General features: G+C 38.3%; 20 protein-coding genes. All 20 read right to left on the bottom strand.

Annotated features, from left to right (window positions below):
* Positions 1–1285: hypothetical protein (locus OKX56_RS03465; protein WP_287895670.1), on the bottom strand; the 1285-nt coding region annotated here is incomplete at its 3' end.
* Positions 1286–1319: 34 nt separating this feature from the next.
* Positions 1320–2075 (bottom strand): tyrosine-protein kinase family protein, encoded by a 756-nt coding sequence (locus OKX56_RS03460; RefSeq protein WP_287895669.1) that lies wholly within the window; start codon positions 2073–2075, stop codon positions 1320–1322.
* Between the two features lie 16 nt (positions 2076–2091).
* Positions 2092–2763, bottom strand: a complete 672-nt coding sequence (locus OKX56_RS03455; RefSeq protein WP_287895667.1) for a YveK family protein — start codon at positions 2761–2763, stop codon at positions 2092–2094.
* Positions 2764–2786: 23 nt separating this feature from the next.
* A complete protein-coding gene (locus OKX56_RS03450) occupies positions 2787–4121 on the bottom strand; it encodes a UDP-glucose dehydrogenase family protein (protein WP_353737760.1) in 1335 nt (444 codons plus the stop codon).
* Between the two features lie 101 nt (positions 4122–4222).
* Positions 4223–5218, bottom strand: a complete 996-nt coding sequence (locus tag OKX56_RS03445; RefSeq protein ID WP_287895666.1) for a GDP-mannose 4,6-dehydratase — start codon at positions 5216–5218, stop codon at positions 4223–4225.
* Positions 5219–5251: 33 nt separating this feature from the next.
* Entirely contained in the window at positions 5252–5812 is a 561-nt protein-coding gene (locus OKX56_RS03440) for an acyltransferase (RefSeq protein ID WP_287895665.1), read from the bottom strand.
* A gap of 24 nt (positions 5813–5836) precedes the next feature.
* Complete coding sequence (locus OKX56_RS03435; protein WP_287895664.1) at positions 5837–6895, bottom strand: glycosyltransferase family 4 protein; 1059 nt, start codon at positions 6893–6895, stop codon at positions 5837–5839.
* Between the two features lie 32 nt (positions 6896–6927).
* A complete protein-coding gene (locus tag OKX56_RS03430) occupies positions 6928–8118 on the bottom strand; it encodes a glycosyltransferase (RefSeq protein ID WP_287895663.1) in 1191 nt (396 codons plus the stop codon).
* 35 nt (positions 8119–8153) lie between these two features.
* Positions 8154–9380 carry a nucleotide sugar dehydrogenase gene (locus OKX56_RS03425; protein ID WP_287895661.1) on the bottom strand — a complete coding sequence of 409 codons (1227 nt, stop codon included), beginning with the start codon at positions 9378–9380 and terminating at the stop codon, positions 8154–8156.
* Between the two features lie 23 nt (positions 9381–9403).
* Positions 9404–10786 (bottom strand): oligosaccharide flippase family protein, encoded by a 1383-nt coding sequence (locus OKX56_RS03420; RefSeq protein WP_287895659.1) that lies wholly within the window; start codon positions 10784–10786, stop codon positions 9404–9406.
* A 42-nt stretch (positions 10787–10828) separates the two neighbouring features.
* Entirely contained in the window at positions 10829–11908 is a 1080-nt protein-coding gene (locus OKX56_RS03415) for a polysaccharide deacetylase family protein (protein ID WP_287895657.1), read from the bottom strand.
* A gap of 41 nt (positions 11909–11949) precedes the next feature.
* Positions 11950–13146: an O-antigen ligase family protein gene (locus OKX56_RS03410; RefSeq protein ID WP_287895655.1), complete on the bottom strand. Its 1197-nt coding sequence runs from the start codon at positions 13144–13146 to the stop codon at positions 11950–11952.
* A 29-nt stretch (positions 13147–13175) separates the two neighbouring features.
* The gene (locus tag OKX56_RS03405; protein WP_287895653.1) at positions 13176–14324 is read right to left on the bottom strand and encodes a glycosyltransferase family 4 protein; all 1149 of its coding nucleotides are present in this window, start codon (positions 14322–14324) and stop codon (positions 13176–13178) included.
* Between the two features lie 53 nt (positions 14325–14377).
* Entirely contained in the window at positions 14378–14944 is a 567-nt protein-coding gene (locus OKX56_RS03400; RefSeq protein ID WP_287895652.1) for an acyltransferase, read from the bottom strand.
* A gap of 219 nt (positions 14945–15163) precedes the next feature.
* Complete coding sequence (gene wecB / locus OKX56_RS03395) at positions 15164–16291, bottom strand: non-hydrolyzing UDP-N-acetylglucosamine 2-epimerase (protein ID WP_287895650.1); 1128 nt, start codon at positions 16289–16291, stop codon at positions 15164–15166.
* 5 nt (positions 16292–16296) lie between these two features.
* A complete protein-coding gene (locus tag OKX56_RS03390; protein ID WP_287895649.1) occupies positions 16297–17406 on the bottom strand; it encodes a polysaccharide biosynthesis C-terminal domain-containing protein in 1110 nt (369 codons plus the stop codon).
* Complete coding sequence (locus tag OKX56_RS03385) at positions 17403–18425, bottom strand: polysaccharide biosynthesis protein (protein ID WP_287895648.1); 1023 nt, start codon at positions 18423–18425, stop codon at positions 17403–17405. The genes OKX56_RS03390 and OKX56_RS03385 overlap by 4 nt, the downstream gene beginning before the upstream one ends.
* Positions 18418–19641, bottom strand: a complete 1224-nt coding sequence (locus OKX56_RS03380; protein ID WP_287895647.1) for a glycosyltransferase family 4 protein — start codon at positions 19639–19641, stop codon at positions 18418–18420. The genes OKX56_RS03385 and OKX56_RS03380 overlap by 8 nt, the downstream gene beginning before the upstream one ends.
* A gap of 33 nt (positions 19642–19674) precedes the next feature.
* A complete protein-coding gene (locus OKX56_RS03375; protein WP_287895646.1) occupies positions 19675–20343 on the bottom strand; it encodes a sugar transferase in 669 nt (222 codons plus the stop codon).
* A 54-nt stretch (positions 20344–20397) separates the two neighbouring features.
* A complete protein-coding gene (gene galE / locus OKX56_RS03370; protein ID WP_287895673.1) occupies positions 20398–21390 on the bottom strand; it encodes a UDP-glucose 4-epimerase GalE in 993 nt (330 codons plus the stop codon).
* Positions 21391–21534: the final 144 nt, after the last annotated feature.

The following is a 21534-nucleotide window of genomic DNA, read 5'->3' as shown; positions in this document are numbered from 1 at the left end:
GTGTGTTTTCCTTCTCAATCACTAGATCCGTTAGACCATAGGCTGTGTTATAATTTTTCCCCCACCATGCCAGCTCATTATCCAGGTAATAGCCAAAAAGCCATGGATCATCCTGATTGTCCTCTGTAATCTGCCTTGCCAGGTCTTCACAGTAATAACTGAACTTAGGGCTGAATACATTTGGAAACGTATGTCCGTTATTGTCTGAAGGGTAGATCGTATAATCTTCTCCATTGGCACAAAATTTTGTGGAAAATCCCAAATATAAAGTGTGAGCTAATCCCTGATACCTTAAGTGTTCATTGGAGTTTATCCCAAGAAGATTAAATCCCCATTCATTTAACCGATTAGCTGTAGTTTCTGCCCATTCTTCTTCTGATCCATAGATTGCTTTTGTGTTTTGTCCATAAGGTGAATATCCTAATGTCTGCGAAAAAAATCCGACGTAGGTTACTTGCCCTGTTCCAATCGCAAAGAAGGCATTCCCATCCGGAGCTATTGTCCACCATTTACCGTTTATTTCTTCGGTATGAAAGTAGCCAGTCTTCTTCCCTGTAATATCCGTATTTGTTTCTACATTAAATACCGGGTATTTGCTGCTTATATTATTGATGATTTTCATGGTCTTTGTATCGGATGATGTTTTATTTACATCAATCCCATTGCTGCTTGTTACTTTGACATTTTCAAACTTTGTATTGAATGCCTCTGTTGTTAAAGCCGGAACTCCTTTTTTGATACTATTATTAGCCGATAAGCTATATTTTCTCTCCCATTTTAATGTTCCATCAAGCTCATAAATGCTGCCAGTAATACTGTCCGAACTTAATATGATTTTCATCAAGTACGGATGGTTATATTCCCAATTAAAATAATTGTTATAAAATGAAGCAAGGGAAAGCTTTGCACTTCCTGCACCTTGGGCATTCCATTGTCCTTTGTACATTTCTGCAAGCTCAACAAAACGCTTCTTTTCTTTTGCCTCCGGCGCTTCTGACAGAACCAAATGCCAGTAATTCTTATTATCCGCATAGATTGATATGCCGGCAATCTTGTATGTGTCTGCTCTGGAATTCTTGATACTTACTTCTGCTTCAAATGACATGTCATAGTCTTCGGGTATACTCAGGCACGTAAAAGTCTTTTTCACTGAGTCGTTATTTGTATTATCCAGGCTGTAGGCGAACACATTTTTCGATACTTGTAAGCCATAACCTGGAAATGCTGTTGTAATCATTATTACAGTCAGCAATAGTACAGTAATTATATTATGAAGTAGCTTCATAATAACTAACCCTACCTTTTTTTGTGCTTAAACATTATTGAGCCAAATTTTTCTGCGTACCATCTTCCAATGGAGAATATGTTCGTTTTGGTTTCCTCTTTAAAAAACGTTTTGGATTGAAAAAATAATTATATGAGCTAACATACCTTTTATAGTCACGCCTTTTTACTCTATTGAGGACAATCCCGAGAATCTTTGCATTCAAACTTTCCAATTGATCTTTGGCACGCGCAATGCTTCTTAACGATGTAGAACCCATTTTTACAACCAATAATGCAGCGTTAACTTTTGAAGCAATAATCCCTGCATCAATTACACTCTCCAATGAGGGTGTATCAAATATAACAAAATCATACATACTCTGAGTTTTATTGATTATTTCTTGGAAACGATTTGAGCATAGGAGCTCAACCGGGTTTGTGTGATCCGAACCACAAGAACAATAATGTAGATTTGAAATGTTCGTTCCGCATATGACATCATTAAGATCGACTTTTCCGGTAAGGTAATTAGAAAGACCATGTTGCGACTGATCATTTAATCTCTTAGCAGCTGTGGGTTTACGCATATCAGCATCAATAAGCAAGACCTTCCAGCCTGAATGAGCAATAGAAATCGCAAGGCTGATCGCAAGTGAAGTTTTGCCCTCTTCCGGTAAACAACTTGTCAATGCAAACGTTTTTAACCTATCCTGAGAATTATTAATGTGTATATTCACTGTAAGCATTTCATATGCATCTTGAACCGCTTTGTTTTGGTGATGATAAACATTAAAGTTTTTTATTTGCATGTTATTCTCCCTACCCCTATCTAATGTCATGTTCAGGAATTATTCCGATAACACGAATTTTTAAACAGGTTTCGATGTCCTCTGCAGAACGCACAGTTGTATCAAAGTACTCAATAACGAAAATAATGCCTAATGAAATAATCAGGCCAATCAACATCCAGAGAAATGTTTCCATCAATCCATTATTGGGAATGGGATGGGCAGGCACTTGAGCCGCGTCCAGTATCCCAATAAAATCACTTTTTGTAATCGTACGTATCTGGGAAATAAATTCATTCGCCATAGCATTAGCAGCAGCAGCTGCCAACTCCGGAGTGGGGGCCATTGCTCGAATGGTTAACAAGTTTGAATCTTTTTCACTGGAGATACTTACCATAGAACCTAGCATATTTGGCGAGATGTTGTACGCTTTTAGCTCATCAGCAGCAGCTGTTGTAACAGATCGACTGTAAAATATCCCGGAGAATTGAGTCAGCAAGGTCTGGCTCATAGTAAGGTCCTGGGAGCTTAAAGCTTGTCCGGCTTCTACTTTGTCACGATTTAATACATATAGCGTGGTATCCGCACTATATGCTGTTTGTGTAGAAATGACATTAAAATAATACCCTGTGCCCCCGCTTAATATAACAAGGAGAATAATTAGCCACCATTTACGAACAACCGAATATACAATCCTCCTGATTTCCATTACACTCTTCCTTTCACAAAGTTCTATTTCCCCACGCCATCGTAGATAAAACCTTGTTCTTCAAGTTCTTTTCTATCGTATATATTTCTAAAATCAAAGAAATATCTATCTTTCATCTTTTCTTTAAGTAAGCCCATATCAAGACTTCTAAACTGATTCCATTCCGTAAGCAAGACAAGTGCCTGTGCCTCATCAACAGCAGAATACTCGTTCTCAGCAAATTGGATATCCATACCGGAAAAAGCATACAACTTTGCGTTCTCCATAGCAACCGGGTCAAATACCGTTATCTTAGCACCACGTTTATACAACTCCTGAATAATTGTGATAGAAGGTGCTTCCCGCATATCATCCGTTCCAGGCTTAAACGCGAGTCCTAGAATGGCGATTTTTTTGTTTCTTAACTCACCCATCTTTGCGATTATTTTATCTACCATAAGCAATTTTTGAGCATGATTCGCAAAAATTACAGAATTCACTACGCTCATATCAAGCCCATATTGCTTTCCGATATGCACAAGTGCTTTTGTATCCTTTGGAAAGCAACTCCCGCCGTATCCCGGTCCTGCATGCAAAAAGAATTTTCCAATACGCTTATCCAAGCCCATCGCTTTTGATACTTGCTGCACATCCCCGCCTGCTGCTTCACACAGCCGTGAGATTTCATTTATGAAAGTTATTTTTGTAGCAAGAAATGCGTTAGAAGCATACTTGATTATTTCTGCCGTTTCAATATTCGTAAAGACAAACGGATGATTATTTAAATAGAGTACTCTATAAACTTCACGCATTACTTCTTCTGATTTCGTACTTTCTGAGCCAACAACGATTCTCTCCGGATGCATGAAATCATTTACAGCAGCACCTTCTCTTAAAAACTCCGGATTCGATACGACATCAAAATTGATTGTGACATTGCGTTTTTCCAAGACTTCTCTGACAGTACGCTTAACCAGCTGCCCCGTCCCTACCGGTACAGTAGACTTGTCTACGATTACTTTGTAACTATCCATATTCTCAGCGATTTCTCTCGCTGCTGAAAGAACATATTCTAAATCTGCGGAACCGTCGTCCTGAGGCGGAGTCCCAACCGCGATGAAAATCACATCTGATGTGCAAACTGCCGTTTTATAATCGGTTGTAAACTCCAACCGGCCAGATTGATAATTCTTAGCAACAACATCATCAAGTCCAGGCTCATAAATAGGAATGATTCCATTTCTTAAGTCTTCAATTTTTTTTTGATTTATATCGAGACAGATAACCCGATGACCAAATTCCGACAGACATGCTCCGGTTACCAATCCAACATATCCAGTGCCAATAACAGAGATTTTACTCATTTTTTCGTTTTTCACCTCACGACTTTCAAAAAATACAGATATTGCAATTATAAACCAGCAAGTGGTTTTTTTCTACCAGTTTTGTTTTCCAAATTACATTTTATTGCCAAAAAATGCTATTTAATATTATTTGTGCTTTTATACCACTGAACAAAATATCGAATTCCCTGATAAAACTCTGTATGAGGATTATAGCCAAGTATTTCTCTCGATTTCGAAATATCAGCAAACGTTCTATTAACATCCCCTGGTTGTGAAGGTTGAATCGTAAATTGTGCCTTCCGGTCTAAAGCCTTTTCGATCGTCCTCACCATATCTTTGAGTGAAATGGTTCGAGATTCCCCTAAATTAAAAATACCATATCTTTGTTCATCATTGTTTACCCAGTCTAATGCTTTCGTAATCCCATCAATAATATCCGCAATATAGGTATAATCTCTCTGGGTTGTTCCATCCCCATAAAAAGGGATTGCCTTATCATCCATGATGAGCTGTGTAAATTTATGTATGGCTAAGTCAGGACGCTGCCGAGGTCCATAAACAGTAAAGAAGCGCAAGCAAGCCGTATTGATATTATACAGATGATGGTATGTATAACAAATGAGTTCTCCTGCTTTTTTTGTCGCCGCATATGGCGAAATCGGAAAGTCAACAGGGTCGTTTTCCGAGAAGGGAACATTTTTGTTGTTTCCATAGACAGAAGATGAAGATGCAAATACAAAGTTCTTTACCCCAAATTCCTTGAGGCATTGGAGAATATTGGTTGTCCCATTAATATTCACATTTACATATAATTCTGGGGATAAGATAGACGGCCTCACCCCTGCATATGCAGCTAAATGCACGACAGCTTGCGGGCAATATTTAGTAAAAGTCTCTTTGAGAAAAGAGATATCACAAATATCTCCTTTGGCAACAGAGTAGTTCTTCAAAGGAATACCATTGGCAATACAATATTGTTTGGTTTCAGAAACATTGCTGTATTTAATTTCAGGATCATAGAAATCATTAAAATTATCAATATTGACAACACGATTTCCTTCTCCAAGCAATCTTTCACATAAGTGAGAACCAATAAATCCCGATCCACCCGTAACAACAATGGTCTGCATAACAATCCTTCCTTCAATGTTAATAACGAATAATTAGGATTTCACACGAATCATCTGTTCATGTTTTTTTATGGTTTCTTCGTCAAATCTTTTCCATTCTTTGATAGATGGTAAGCCTACATGGACTGTATAGGGTGGAACATCCTTAACTACCAGACTTCCGGCCCCTATTACGCTTCCCTTTCCAATTTTAACACCCTTAAGGATCGTAACATTCGCCCCAATCCATACATCGTCTTCTATTTCAACATCTTGATTGTTATGAGGCAAGCACTCTTTAAGACTTACATCATACATTGTTCTGCCAATAACATCCGTCCTGTGATCACCCGTACGAATCGTTACATGCGGCCCGAACATCACACAATTTCCAATTCTTATCCTTGCATTCGCACACATGAATGAAGCGTAAGCTCCGATATATACTTTGTTTCCAATCGTAACGTGGTGATATGTCATCTCGCTGTACTTACCGATATATACCTTATTGCCGCAACTAACAAGCATGGCTTTTTGGATCGGTGCCCAGACAAACCGGTGCCAAACCTCAGATAATAATAAGTAAATCTTCCCAATATATCGTAGTACAATCATGGCCATGTTCCTCTCCAAATTCTCTTAAGAAATTAAGGTTTTATTATATATCGCAGTATATTTACGCGTAACAGCGTCATACATGTAATCATTCCGCACTTTCATCTTGTTGTAATTGCTCATCTGTTGGCGCTTGTTACTGTCATGTACTAACATTTGGATCGCGGCTACGACTTCCTCTACATCTCCCTGTTTCACAATAATACCGCCTTCTTGTCCAATCATATCCGGAATTGCCCCTGCATCCGTAGCAACGATTGGCAATCCAACAGCCATTGCCTCCATCACTGCATTTGGAAATCCTTCACGAAAAGATGGAAATAAGAAAAGATCCGCTTCTGTCATCATTCTTTTTACTTCAGCATATGGAAGTTCACCATGCAAAGTAATATTTGAAGGAATAAGCTCTATCTTTGATAAAACATCTACATCCCTGCCAACCAGATGAAAAGTTAAATCAGGCAGACGCCGTGCTGCCTCTATAACAACTCCGGCACCTTTCCACTGAATGATCATACCGACAAATAAGATATTTTTTACGATAGGTGATACATTCTCAATCAATTGAAGACCATCATAAAAACCATTATCAATAAAATTAGGGACAAACTCAGATTCCCGATGATATGTACTTCTAATAAATATATGTGAAGCTTTGTTTAAATTAATAATTGAATCTACATTCTTAAATAGCCTGGATGCAAAAGGTTTCCAAAGAAAACGCATCGATGCAATATGTTCTTTAACATCACAACGGCAATGAAGTACTACCTTCTTCTTAAACAACTTGGCTATCAGAAGACAAATCGCCTCACGCGCAATCCCTCCTCCTGCTACGGCAGTATTTAAGTGGATCACATCTACTTCATGATTCTTCAGCGTATGGTATAAATCAAGAAAAATACGCAGACTCCGCCTCAGCTCTCCCAAAACTTGATTCTCATCCTTGCGTGTATTTACAACCCTGATCCTATAGTCATCTGGTAAACCCATTTCGACTAATCTTCTTGTCCATGTTGCAATACCGCCGGCGGGAGGTGGAAGGGGAGATATAAATAAAACGACTTTTTTTTCGCTTGCCACTATTTGAAACTCCTCCATATATCAATAATTACTTAAAGAAGAGAATTTAAAAATTCATCTAAGATAGGAATATAGACTCGATAATCAAAACACGCTTCTGCCTTCATTCTCGCGGATTTTCTCATTTCATTAAGCTGATGTTCCGGTAGATTTATCGCTCTTTCTAAGGTAGTCGTAATTTCGCTGCTTGAACATTCTTTGATGATCAATCCTTCAATACCATCTTGAATATAAAGACTAAGATCACTCGTATAATTTAATATAACAGGTGTCCCTGCTGCAAGACTCTCAACAACTTTTGTTGGAAAGCCTGCATTCGCATATCTTTTGTCTGGTCTTACCAATACAGAAAACATTGAATTCTTAACCGCCTGAATTACTTCGCTGTGAGACACTCTGCCATAGGCCTTAATCTGTTCTTCAAGTTCATCAAGTATATGAGCCTCAACTCCAAACATCGCTTTCAACCAGGATATGTCTACTCCATAAATATCCATATCTAAATATAGCCCATTTATTTTCAGAGAATACAAACTTTTAATCAATTCCAGAAGTAAGTCTTTTGCCCCAGGATTTCCTGCATAGATGATTTTCCTGTGTTTTCCTGCTTTCACTGATGCATCAAGACAACACCATTCTTTCTCTTCCAGATCCACCATTGGCGGAATCCGTACTACATTGCAATCGGCATCTAAATAGTACTTTTCAAGAAACGTACTAATAGCGATAATATTCCGGGCCTTTTTGAACAAAAACCTCAGCCCCAATTGAACATCCCAGTTAAAGGGTCCCCATTTGCCAAATGGTAAGTGATCAGGATCATACCATTCCACAACATCGATGACTACTTTAAAACCAAGCTTTCGCGATAAATGTAAAACCGGTCCAACAAATCTTCCATACCCAACTGCAATCATTACAACGTCAATCTTCTTATGTTGATACAGCCTCTTTATTCTTGCAGCAGCAGTAAGGCTACGCGTCAATAGGTTCATAACCTTTTTGAATTTCGATGTGGATTCAGTATTAATGGTCTCATATGAAAAACCCTGGTGACGGTAAGTACCATCTGTCTTGTCCTGCATTCCGGGAACGCCTGTTCCTATGATATGAACATGATCTCCGGTATCCCTTAAAGCTTTTGCAATATTTAGTATCCGGATAGCGGACGCATCCCCTTCAGGAAACCTAAACTCTCCAACGATTACAATCTGCCTGTTCAAAGTGGACTCCTCCCCAACTGGAGTACTTCTATAATTTATAATTTATAGATTTCACCGGTTCTGATTACATTTTTCGTATCAAATACGATTTTATTCATTAGCTTTGAACTGTTTTCTTTGATATGCTGATGCGCCACAAGAACCACGACCATATCAATATCATTAAGAAACTGCTCGAAATCCTGGTATTGCCCCTCCACAATATTGTTTGTAATGAAAGGATCATACACCCTGATGCCAAATGCCAAATGTTCCTCCATTTTCTCAAGCAGCTGTAAGGTTGGGCTTTCCCGAATATCATCAACATCTTCTTTATAAGTTAAACCATAAAGGCCGATCCTGCTAACATCCCGTATGTCCTTTTCCTTCATAATACTTCGTATTCTTTTTAACACATACTCAGGCTGGTCATCATTGATATGGCGAGCGGCTAATATGATATTGACTAAGTCGGGATAATCGCCGACTAGAAACCAGGGATCTACGGAGATACAGTGTCCTCCTACGCCAGGACCCGGCTGCAGTATCTTTACCCGCGGATGCATATTGGCAACACGGATAATTTCATATACATCCATATTCTCGCGACGGCAGATCTTCGCTAATTCATTCGCAAAGGCAATATTAATATCCCGGTAAGTGTTTTCAATGACTTTCGTCATTTCAGCTGTTTTGATATCGGTAACCACGATATTCGACTCACAAAATTTGGCATATAATTCTTTAATTTTATGACCAATCTCATTGTAATCAGCCCCGACCGTCCGAGAATTGTGTTTCAGTTCGTGAATCATATTGCCTGGCAAAATACGCTCTGGAGCATGAACCAAATGAACATCTTTCCCTATTTTTAAGCCCTTTTCAGTTATTGCCGGACGGACAAATTTGTCGATTGTTCCCGGCGATACCGTCGATTCAATACAGATGATTGCACCTTTGGGTGCAACTTTTAACACAGATTTTACTGCATTTACAACATAACCAGGATCAATTTTTTTTGATTCCTTAATGTATGGTGTTGGCACTGCAATAATATACGTATCCGTCGTTATATACTCATTTTGAAAGACAATTCCGTTTGATCTTGCCGAAGTGAACAATTCCTCAAGGTTTTCTTCTCTAAATGTAAGTTTCCCCGAATTCAGTGTCTGGATAAGTTCAGTGTTCGTATCTGAGCCAACAACTTCAACGCCATGTGACGCAAACATAAGCGCAGTGGGTAACCCAATGTATCCAAGCCCAATAATATTTACTCTTGACATGTATAACGTCTCCTTTTCCTATATTAAAATGAAAAGTGTGTGATCATATTTCCCGCAACTGCACAAATCATGAACAAAACAGAAGCAGTTACAATTAGTTTCAAATATTTTTTCATCCCGAGTGCAGTTTGCGAAAACGCATAAGCTAAGAACAAAAAATTCAGTATTATTCCTCCGATACTTAGGGTGACAACGGCAGTATAGCTGTTGTTAAATACACTACCGCCTATTAAAACAGCTAAGTTATTCCAAATCAATAGTGATATCGTGTACACGAGGTTCATCTTTTGTCTTTTTAAAACGACAAGTATATAGGAAACACTAAAATACATCGATACAAACAAAAACTCATAACTCCTGATTTGGGAAATGATCCCTGCTGAAGTCCATTGACTGCCTAGAAAAATCTCAAAAATTGATTCTCCAAAAATGGCACAAGCCAGAAGTGGTACAAAAGCGACAAGTAAAATAGATCTGATTACTTTATATGAAAACGCTCCAATGTCCTGTCCATTATTGACTAAATCTGTAGCCTGTTTAAAATGGACTTGTCCCATTGCGCTGCCTATGATTGTAATCGGAACATACAGTAATTTCTGCCCCATATTGTACTGTCCCACAAATTCGGTCCCGAAATAGATTGACATGATGATAATCGGAAGCTGGCCGCCAAAGCCTTGAAGGAAATTAGAAGGCATTTGGTATTTGGGGAAATCTTTATACTTCTTAATCGTCTTGATCAAATCAGTCCATCGCGGATGTGATCTAAAGGGTCTTATCCATAGCAGCAAATGGATCAACACAGCAACCTGACTAAGAATTGCACCCACAATTAATCCATATTCTTTATATCCTAACATGCCTAAAGAAAATGCTGTCAAAAAATTAACAACAGACGAGATGATCGGGTTAAACATTAATAAATGATATTGTTTCTTCCGATTGCCCCAGGTACTCGACATCGTCGCCCAATTATTAAATAGCATAAATATGCCCATAAGACCACATATCCAAGAATAGTTCGCACTGACTTCAATAACATGGAAATAGGGTTCAAGCAAAGTTGTTATAAGAATAATTACGATTGCAAAAGTAGAACAGCTCATTAAACAAATCTTATATATTACCGATGCTTCTTCATCATCCTCAGGCGAAACAATCGCTGAGATCAAACCTAAACAAACTAAGCCATTGACAGAATTGATTGCAGCTGTGAAAACACCAAATTCTCCGTAATACACCGGTCCATAAAGTCTGCTTGTTATCGGTATCAAAATGATAGAGAGTATCTGAGCAATCGTCGTTCCCATAATAATTTTTGCAGTATCACCATAGAACGCCGATTTCTTTATATCTTTGATTATATCGATGACTAGGTTGAATCCTTTTTTGGTCGTTATAGTCATTTTATCTCCAGTACTTTTTGTAATCATTCTCGTAATTGAAAATCATTTTTTGTCAGAGATAAACTGATCAACATCTTGCATAGTGACAAAACGGACTTGATTATACTTGTTAATTACCGAACGAATAAATAAGTCTATTTGCTTTAAATGCTCATTTCTTAAAATTTTCGGATGACAGATTATCGACAAAAATAACTCATTTCTATAACAATCATTCTTACCCAGATATTCGTCCAGAATCCTGAGCAGAACCTCTGCACAATAACTGTCAAAACTAAAGGTTAATGTGGAGTTTACTTTATGAAAAAATCTCTCTATCCGATTATCGGGCTTCAATGCTATAAATGAGATCGGCATATATCCCCCTCGCGAGGGTTCAGAGATAATGAATGATCGCTTATTCTTTCTTGCCAAAAGCCTAGATCGTACAGGACTGCTTAGTGATCCAATTGGAACCTCAAAAATATTTTGCTGATAGTCTTCTCTTGCTTCAATACTGATACCGGTATTAGGATCTATCCACCAGTTCAATATTTGGGGTACTTGCAGATAAGAATAGTATTGAGCGTCTGTATTTGCAAATACGCCTTTGATGATGGAAGAGTCAATATGAATACCATTTGTCCTCAGTGCCTCGATCAAATCCTTCTCCGGCTGAAGACAAAGCCCCCCTGCCCGGTATGCTATACAACGATAATCACTGTTTATTGAAGTCAAAAGATTGAGCAAATAATTTTTACCCTCTCGAATAATCGTATTAGCATTAATGAGGTTGGTGTTATCAAAGCCAAACGTGTGTATCCTGTAACTATTTTTATCAAACTGCCAGCATCCATTTATATAATCAGAATTGTACCAATGCGGATGTACATGTAATTGGACATCATGGCCAGAATTAATCAGACCTTGCAGCTGGTTTTCCATGGCATGAGGGTATTCCATCATGTGAAGCTCTTTGTATCTGAAAATTGAACAAACATCGGTAAAAAAAGTGGCTTTTACACTGTATTTATCTAATACTTCACAAAGTCGATTTGTTGGTTTGATTACCACTTCATCTTCAGACAAGTAATTATCGCCAAAATAAATCTCATGATCGCAAGTTATACAAAGATTGAGCATAATAATCTCCTTCAATATAACATTTATATATAATTTAGAAATCAATATCTAACTTTTCTTTTTATTTGGTCAGCATCTTTTGTATTCAATTTATTTATTTTTAATAATACTGCAATCGTTGGCAGGGTCATTGGGTGCAAAAATGTAAATGAAAAAATTTTCGGGAAAAAACAACATATGAAAAACAGATAACCAATTTTTTTCCAATTTGGATCTTGACATGACATTGCACTTTTCGCAAATAAAGCAAACAGAGAAATAATCAAGATGATACCAACGATTCCAAAATCAATAATTGCTTCCAAAATAAAATTATGCGAGTAATAATATTCACCTAAGGCTTTCGTTATAATGTACATATCTCCGCCCAGACCATACCCCAATATAGGCGATTGCAAGAAACCGTTCCATAAAGCTCCATATATATCTATTCTTTCTTTGGACAATGTCAGTCTGCTCTCTTCGAGCAACCACACCATTCTGCTTTGTATTCCTATGTGATCGATGAAGCTCTTCAGTAGGGTTAGTCCTTCGTCTGTAAAAATCAAGTAATACGTCACAGAAAAAATGACCGCTAAGAAACAGATCGCAATACATAATTTTTTTATACTAATTGCATTATAAAACAGAATTACTGTAATCATTGTCAGTAAAACTGCAATAATGGCGCCCCGCGTACCGATCATAATGATTGCGAATGCACAGAAAGCCAGCGTCACAAAATGATACCACTTTACTTTATCCACTGCCAAGATAGCTATAAACGCGAAAAAATAAAAGATAATATACGCTGTTGCCATATAATACTCAAATGCTTCAGAAGCACCCAGAAATGATTTTATGGATAATAATGAAAGTACTAAAGTAAAAGCAAACCACCAGAAAAGAATATATTTTGGTTCTTTGATTATTCCTGTCATACATATGCCTATTATACCAGCAAGCAGAAATGGCAAGAGATATTCGGATAAATACTGGCTTCCAGCAGGCAGAAGTAAACTAATCAAACTAACCAATAGCGCAGTTAAAATAAGCATCAGCAGTCTAAAATCAATCTTATTATACCCGCAGATGATTACACAGACAGTAGCAACATAGGCAGCAATATTAAAGACCTGTACAATAAAATGGGTATTATGCAAGAAGAAATAGATATTACACCAATATACCAATATCGCTGCAGCCCAAAAATCCAGACTGAAAACTGCTTCATTAATTTTTTCTTTATTGGTAAACATAGGAGATACCCTTCCATAAAGTATTATGATTATTTTGCAGCCAATGTTAGATAAACATCAATCAACTTCTTTGCTTCATTATCCCAATTCAGTATTTCAACTGTCTTTCGCGCATTGCTGCATAATTCCTCATATCGTTCTGCGTCCTCATACAGTTGTAATACTGCCTTAGCAAGACATTCCGGCGAATTCTCTTCTAAAATAACTCCAAAGCGGTACTTTTCATTCAAATAACGGTGTTCCGGAACATCGGACATAATTACCGGCAGCCCGGCATTTAAATACTCGAATAACTTATTCGATACAGTAAATATAAAATTCTTGTTTATCGGTTCCGTTATCGCTACCCCCACATGTGATGCTGATGCCGCAGCAATCAGTTCTGTTACATCTACCGGTGGATCAAATCGCAAATTGTCACTGACTGGCCCAGAGGCTGCCAGTTCACGCAATTCTTGCTCGATACTGCCATATCCGCGAAGAATGAATTGAATCCCTACATGATCTCTTAAAATCTTCGCAGCCCTAACCATCGCCTCATAACCACGGCCCTTATAAAACTTGCCATGACATACAATTTCAAATTTATCCTCTGTTTTCGGTTTGAGCTGGGAGGAATCTGTTAAACAAGCAGCGTTTGTCACTACCATTGGCTTTTCTATATTATACATTGTTACAAATTCTGAAGCCGCGGCATTGCTAACAGATATCACTTGGTCTACTCGTTTAATGATAAATCTTTCAATTGATTTCCAAACAAATTTTCTTAATATACCATTACAATTGCTCGTGTTTTCAGTGAAAATCTCGTGGCTATCATACACTACTTTACAGCCTAGTTTTTTAGATGCAAGATACGCTGCCGGCAGAGCATTTAGATCATTTGCGTGAATCACATCGGGATTAACAGAAATGCAGCTTTCAAATAACCCTTTATGCAGCCGATAGGTACGTTTTATTTTCGTGAAAACAGATGCATTTGGACGGGTATAGCTTTCATCCATCTCAACATATACCGTATTAAAAGGTAAAACAGCTACTTTTTCCTGTTTATATTCAGTATCTTTTGCTCCGACAACCCATGTGTCTAACCCCAAACGCACACAAGATGTGGCTTCTCTCCGAACACGAGGATCATACCAAATACTATTTAATACAACCATACATACCTTAGTCAATTTTTTCTCCTCACACCCTAAATTATTTCATATACTTTTACTGACAATACTACTTACCGCGCGAGATTGTCATTTTGTTCTAGTAATGCATGATGCTCACATATTTGTTCTTCAGAAAATCGCATTTTTAATACTTTTGCGGGGATCCCACCCACAAAAGTATATGGCGGAACATCTTTTGTGACAACGCTGCCGGCAGCAATAACACTCCCCCTACCGACATGTATACCTTTCAATATCACTGAATTTGTGCCTATCCATACATCATCCTCGATGATAATGTCCTTATCATCCTCAGGTCTTTTCTCATTATTTCCTATTTCATCCATATACCTTCCAATAATATCAGTTCGATGGCCACCTGTAATAACAAAGACATGTGGCCCAAACATTACATGATTCCCAATATAAATATGAGCGATCGCACAAATAAAACATGCATGATCGCCAATAAAGACATTATCACCAAGATGAATATGATTGTAATTAAAACTACCATTTCGGCCTATTCTGACATTATGGCCGCAATCCGCAAACATCGATTTAACAAATGGCATCATGATTATTTTCCACCATGCTTTTGATACCAATAAGAAAATTTTTGCTATTCTTCTCATCATTTTATGCAAACCTCATACTATTAAAATAATTAGAATAATTGGAGTAAAGTATAAATTTATCCATCTGATAGAGTTATAACCGTTTTCTATGATTCATATTTACCAATACTTCTACACGATCACCAATTTTTTGTTCCTCCGAACATAATAACTCAAAATTCTACCTATACATTATTTTCTAAATGAATTTCTAGATTATTTAAAGCAATATGAACAATTTTATTCCTTTCCCCACACAACCCGATTCACTATCTTGGTATGACTTTGGATCAATTTGACTACTTTTACTGATACGTTAGCATCAACATAATCCGTTGCCAATACCGTTGGCTCATTATTCTCCTGCATTGCTTTGGCCAATTCGATGGCTTGGTCAATATCATTGCTGGTTATGCCGCCGATAATGACTGTACCCTTATCCAAAACTTCCGGTCTTTCTGTGGACGTGCGGAGTAAAATGCCGGCAAAGCCCAGTATAGCACTTTCTTCTGATAGTGTCCCACTGTCGGACAGTACGCAAAATGAATTTTTCTGCAGCTTATTGTAATCTAAAAAACCAAAAGGCTTGACACTATGTACTAACGGATGAAAAGTAAACTTGCGTTCTTCGATGAATTTCCTGCTGCGCGGGTGGGTTGAGTAAATCACCGGCATTCCATAGCGTTCCGCAGTGTTGTTGATAGCGGTCATCAAAGATAAAAAGTTTTGTTCCTGATCAATATTTTCTTCTCTGTGAGCGGAAACCAGAATATACTTCCCTGATTCGAGGTTTAATTCTTCAAGCACATTACTGGCATCAATTTTTGACATATGTTCCTGCAGGACTTCCTGCATCGGAGAACCGGTGACAAAGATATGATCTTTACGAAATCCCTCAGATAATAAGTATCTGCGGGAATGCTCTGTATACGTTAAATTAATATCCGAGATGTGATCAACTATCTTCCGGTTGATTTCCTCCGGAACATTTTGATCGAAGCAGCGGTTGCCGGCTTCCATATGAAAGATTGGTATCTTCAATCGTTTTGCGGAAATTGCCGCCAATGCAGAGTTGGTATCTCCTAAGATCAATAAGGCATCCGGGTTTTCTTTTTGCAATACTTCATAGGACTTGGCAATGATGTTACCCATGGTCTCTCCAAGATCCTTACCGACACTGTCCAGATAATAGTCCGGCTCCCGCAGGCCCAGATCTTCAAAAAACACCTGATTCAATGTATAATCCCAATTTTGTCCGGTATGCACAAGCTTGTGGTCAAAATAACGGTCACAGGCTTTAATCACTGCTGACAGACGGATTATTTCAGGCCGTGTACCGAGGATTGTCATTAATTTTAGCTTTGCCATATCAGTTAAACCTCCAAATAAAAGGTATCAGGTCTTTCCTGGTTAAAGATCTCATCTGCCCAAAATAATGTAAGAACATCGGTATTTCCAACATTTTGGATTGAATGTGTGTAGCCTGGAGGAATGTCCAATACTTGAAGTCTATCCCCCGAAACGTTATATTCAATAACTTCCTGCCCGCTGATTTGTCTGAACCTGATGACTGCCTCACCCTCAATGACAAGAAACTTCTCCACCTTGGTATGATGCCAGTGGTTTCCACGTGTTATGCCAGGTTTTGTACGGGAAATAAAGATTTGCCCCATACTCGGTGACTTGAAAAATTCGGCGAGCCAGCCTCTTTGATCTTCTTTCATTTCCAAATCATAGCAAAAATCATCTTTCGCAAGATAAGAAAGATAGGTCGCATACAAAAAACGTTCAAAATCGCCTTCCAAGCTCGGCATAATCAGTGAATTCCGGCTTTCTTTAAAAGTATTCAACATATCAGCGAGCTGTCTTAATGTAGTAGAAAATGTTCTTGAGATAAAACAAAATCCGGTATCGATTCTGGATGCTGAACCGTTTAAAGCCCCGATAAACTCCTGTATAACATCATCGATATAGACAAGATTTAATTCCGTATCAGGATTATTAATTTGTATTGGAAGCCCGTGGGAGACGTTATAACACCAAGTCGCTACCACTGAATTATAGTTTGGGCGGCACCATTTGCCGAAAACATTCGGCAACCGGTAAACAAATACTTGAGCTCCAGTCTGCGCGCTATATTCAAACATCAGACTTTCTGCATCTTTCTTACTTTGGCCATATGGATTATCTAATACAGCCTGTGTAGACGATGTCATAAGTACTGGCGTGTTTAAGTCATTGTCTTTCAGAATCTCTAAAATCAATTCTGTAAAACCTTTATTTCCAGCATTAAATTCACTCACTTCAAGGGGCCTGTTGACTCCGGCCAGATGGAAAATGAAATCGGCCTCGCGTACAAAAGCCTTAAGTTCTTCCAAAGTATTTTCAATATCATATTTCAAAATCTCTGCATTTCCGTTCAGCGCAGTAATCAAATTCCCCCCAATAAAGCCGTTTGCCCCGGTAACAAGAACTTTTTTCACCCGTTTTTCCACTCCTTCAGCTCACTTTGGATATAGTCAAGACTTAAAAGCAGTTCTTTCACCGCAGGGATATCGAGACGCTGTGTGTTATGGGAATTGTATTCCAGACTGGCACTAAGGCTCTCATCCCCTGACTCAAAGTATTGATCGTAATTCAAAGTTCTCGTATCTGCCGGTATTCTGTAATAATCCCCAAGATCTTCTGCTTTAGCCATTTCCTCACGGGAGAGAAGTGTTTCATACACTTTCTCGCCATGCCGGGTCCCGATGATCTTAACTTCATTATTGGCTTGAAATATTTCTTTTACTGCGAGAACCAAATCAGCAATTGTTGAAGCGGGGGCCTTCTGAATAAATAAATCCCCCTGATTGGCGTGCTTAAATGCAAAAAGTACAAGTTCCACCGCATCATCGATCGACATCAAATAACGTGTCATATTGGAGTCTGTCACTGTCAGCGGACCGTCAGACTTTATTTGTTGGACGAATAGCGGTATGACCGATCCACGGGAAGCCATCACATTACCATATCGCGTACCGCAAATAATTGTTTTGGAAGAGTCAACTGTACGAGATTTTGCAACCATGATCTTTTCCATCATTGCTTTCGAAATACCCATAGCATTAATCGGATAGACCGCCTTATCCGTCGACAAGCAGATGACTTTTTTTACACCAAAGGCAATCGCTGCGTTTAAAACATTTTCTGTCCCTATCACATTTGTTTTTACCGCTTCCATTGGAAAGAACTCACAAGAAGGGACTTGCTTAAGAGCAGCAGCATGAAATATATAATCCACACCATGCATTGCCGCTGCAACACTTTGGTAATCCCTTACATCTCCTATAAAGAACTTCACCTTATCATTTTTTAGTTCTTTACGCATATCGTCCTGTTTTTTTTCATCGCGGGAAAAAATTCGTATTTCCCCTATGTCTGTATTTAAAAACCTTTTTAGGACAGCATTTCCGAAAGATCCGGTTCCTCCGGTAATTAACAAAATTCTGCCATTAAACATTTCTTTCAACTCCTACAAAATGTTCTATAATTTTATCCCTTGCCATATCCACGGAGAAATGATCCTGAACAAAACAATAGCCTGACATTCCCATTTTCTCTCTTAGCTTTCGACTTTCATATAGTCGATTAAAATTAGCAAGATAAGATTCTAAATCTCCAGTAATAGAACACAACCCTCCATCGGCATCCACAATTAATTCAAACAGATCATTTCCGGGATTAATCGATGCTAAAACAGGAAGTTTAGCACTCCAATACCCCATAAGCTTACCAGGAATATTATGTACTGTAAGACTCCGATTCAGATTGATGAGCCCAATATCACATTGTCTGACAAGGTCAGGATAATCTTCAGGACTAATAAATTCTTTAAACATTACATTCGGAAGATGCCCATATTTTTCTCTTAAATTCACGCTTTCACTACCGGAACCAACAATCAGAAAAACCGCATCCGACTTATCTTGGTTTCGTTCTATTAGTTCCCCAAGGAAAGTTAACTCCTGATATTTTCCAATATTTCCGGCATAAAGACAAATCATTCTTTTCTCGATTCCAAACTCATTGCGGAAATCTCTTTTTATTTCCTTCTGTTCGTAAGGCTCAACATCTATCCAATTATATTTGAGTTCAATTTTATCTTTGTAGCAACTGTAATCATCCGATAAAATCTTTAAGTCATTTGCAGACTGGACTCCAATGAAATCAGAAACCCGATAAAGTTCTTTCTCAATTTTTTTAAAGAAAGCAAAAACAAGCCCTTGCTTTATAGCCCCTACATCAACCGCACACTGGGGAAATACATCCCGAAGCACTAAATATATTTTCGAGCCATATCTTTTCTTGATTTTCTTCAGGGTTCTTTCCAATGTGATTGGCTGAGCATAACAAACAATGATATCTGGCTTTCTATCACTTAAATATTCCTTAAAACCTCTATAAAAGGAAGTTGGCAGTAAGATTTCGCTTAACCCCCTGCGAATTAGCCCAACTTTCTTTTTCTTTAAATTACCGACCCGTAATACACGTATTTCAGTTTCCGAGTCGATTGTTAACGATTCCTGGACAGCCATTCCCTCTATGTTCGTTTCTAATAACGTTAACACATCGACACTCATTCCCCGTTTAACAAAACTTAATGCCAAATCTCTCATTAATATTGCAGACGAGTTGGCATTCGGAACATAAACATCAGAAATAATTAATATATTCAAAGTGACCTCCAACATATGTATTCCGAAAAGGGGTTAATGCGCGCCCGAACGCTTAAATACCTTAAAAATTGTTTGAAAAATCACACCTATGTCAAAAAACGCACCTTGCTTTTGAATGTAGCTCAACTCCAAATAAATTCTTTCCGGGTAACCGATATCACTTCTGCCTGATACCTGCCAGACGCCGGTGATTCCAGGCTTCATCGATAAAAACAAATTTTTATTGTTCCCATACTCTTCAAGCTCCATCGGAACGATTGGCCGCGGCCCGACAACCGTCATATCCCCTTTTAAGACATTCCAAAACTGCGGCAGCTCATCCAAACTGCTTTTGCGTAAGAATTTACCTAGTTTTGTAATTCTCGGGTCTTCCCCTTCTGGAAGTTTGTAATCATTTTCCACGTACTTCTTAAATATTTCCGGATCTTTTTGCAGAACTTCCTCAGCATTCTTGCACATCGTACGGAATTTCACAATATCAAAAAGATCTCCGTTCCTCCCCAGTCTCCTTTGCTTAAAGGTTACCGGCTTCCCGTCAGAAATAAGTATTACTACACTGATAAAAATTGTAATGGGTGCTGTAACAATTAATGCAAATAACGAAAACAATATATCGAAAGCTCTTTTCCAGATTGGAAACGTTTTTTCAATACTATTAATCTCATTCCAAGTTGAAACCTGTGTAGCAACCTTACTTTCCACCTTAACTTTACTCCCCTTCAAATAACATATTCAAATTGGTTATATCTTTCATATTTATCCTCGAAAACCCTTTGGATGTTTTCTATGCCATTCCCAAGCGCTGCCTATAACCGTTTCCAATTCACTATAACACGAAGTCCACTCAAGTTCTGTCTTGATTTTATCAACTTTTGCAATTAATTGATCGGGATCCCCATGCCGGCGCGGGGCAACAATCGTTTTTATTTCTTTCCCCGTTATTCTTCTAGCCGTCTCAATGACTTCTGAAACAGAGTAGCCGTCTCCTGTCCCGACATTATATATGACACTTTTTTTGTTTTTCTCAAGAGCATTTAATGCTGCAATATGTGCCTCAGCAAGATCCAGAACGTGAATATAATCACGGATACACGTTCCGTCAGGCGTATCATAATCATTCCCAAAAATACTAATTGCATCTCTCTGGCCTAAAGCAGTTTTTAAAACCAGCGGGATTAGATGCGTCTCTACCTCATGGTCTTCTCCAATTGAGCCATCAAGCATAGCCCCTGCTGCATTAAAATATCGTAAGGCGATCCATTTCAGACCATAGGATAATTCCATCCAATAAAGCATCTGTTCAATCATTAATTTTGAAACCCCATATGGATTTAAGGGCTGAGGCAAGGCAGTCTCTGGAATTGGTACGGTTTGAGGAATGCCATAAGTCGCTGCTGTAGAAGAGAACACAACTTTATCCACACCGCCCATAAGGAGTGATGCAATGAAACGATTCGTTTTTGCTACATTTTCTGTGAAATAAAAATCTGGATGCTTCATAGAGTCACTAACAATGCTGCAGGCAGCAAAGTGGATGACTGCTTCAATATTTTCATTTTTTACAATATTAAGAACAAAACTTCGATCAGCGATATCTCCATGGTAATACTTAACATCCGACCCTAAAGACTTCAAATTCCCCGTAATCAGACTGTCTAGAACGACGACCGAGAAGCCTTTTTCCTGCAATACCTTAACAGTATGACTGCCAATATAGCCGGCACCGCCGGTGACTAATATGTTATTGATCAAAAATTTCACACTCCATCAGATTGGCTCTTTATTCGCATTTTTGCTCTTCATTCACTTGTTTTTCAGCTACTTTTCGACAGCTAATGAAAAATTTCCTTCTTCTTGCGAAAATATTTTGTATGATATTTCCAATCGTTCATT

Source organism: Dehalobacter sp. (assembly GCF_030063005.1).
Classification (GTDB): Bacteria; Bacillota; Desulfitobacteriia; order Desulfitobacteriales; family Syntrophobotulaceae; genus Dehalobacter; species Dehalobacter restrictus.
This window is presented reverse-complemented; position numbering and strand designations above follow the sequence as displayed.

Bases quoted from the DNA above. Each gene is read 5' to 3' on its own strand.
- OKX56_RS03460 (WP_287895669.1), bottom strand. From the start codon at position 2,075: ATGCAAATAAAAAACTTTAATGTTTATCATCACCAAAACAAAGCGGTT.
- OKX56_RS03455 (WP_287895667.1), bottom strand. From the start codon at position 2,763: ATGGAAATCAGGAGGATTGTATATTCGGTTGTTCGTAAATGGTGGCTA.
- OKX56_RS03445 (WP_287895666.1), bottom strand. From the start codon at position 5,218: ATGCAGACCATTGTTGTTACGGGTGGATCGGGATTTATTGGTTCTCAC.
- OKX56_RS03440 (WP_287895665.1), bottom strand. From the start codon at position 5,812: ATGATTGTACTACGATATATTGGGAAGATTTACTTATTATTATCTGAG.
- OKX56_RS03425 (WP_287895661.1), bottom strand. From the start codon at position 9,380: ATGTCAAGAGTAAATATTATTGGGCTTGGATACATTGGGTTACCCACT.
- OKX56_RS03420 (WP_287895659.1), bottom strand. From the start codon at position 10,786: ATGACTATAACGACCAAAAAAGGATTCAACCTAGTCATCGATATAATC.
- OKX56_RS03415 (WP_287895657.1), bottom strand. From the start codon at position 11,908: ATGCTCAATCTTTGTATAACTTGCGATCATGAGATTTATTTTGGCGAT.
- OKX56_RS03410 (WP_287895655.1), bottom strand. From the start codon at position 13,146: ATGTTTACCAATAAAGAAAAAATTAATGAAGCAGTTTTCAGTCTGGAT.
- OKX56_RS03400 (WP_287895652.1), bottom strand. From the start codon at position 14,944: ATGATGAGAAGAATAGCAAAAATTTTCTTATTGGTATCAAAAGCATGG.
- wecB (WP_287895650.1), bottom strand. From the start codon at position 16,291: ATGGCAAAGCTAAAATTAATGACAATCCTCGGTACACGGCCTGAAATA.
- OKX56_RS03385 (WP_287895648.1), bottom strand. From the start codon at position 18,425: ATGTTTAATGGCAGAATTTTGTTAATTACCGGAGGAACCGGATCTTTC.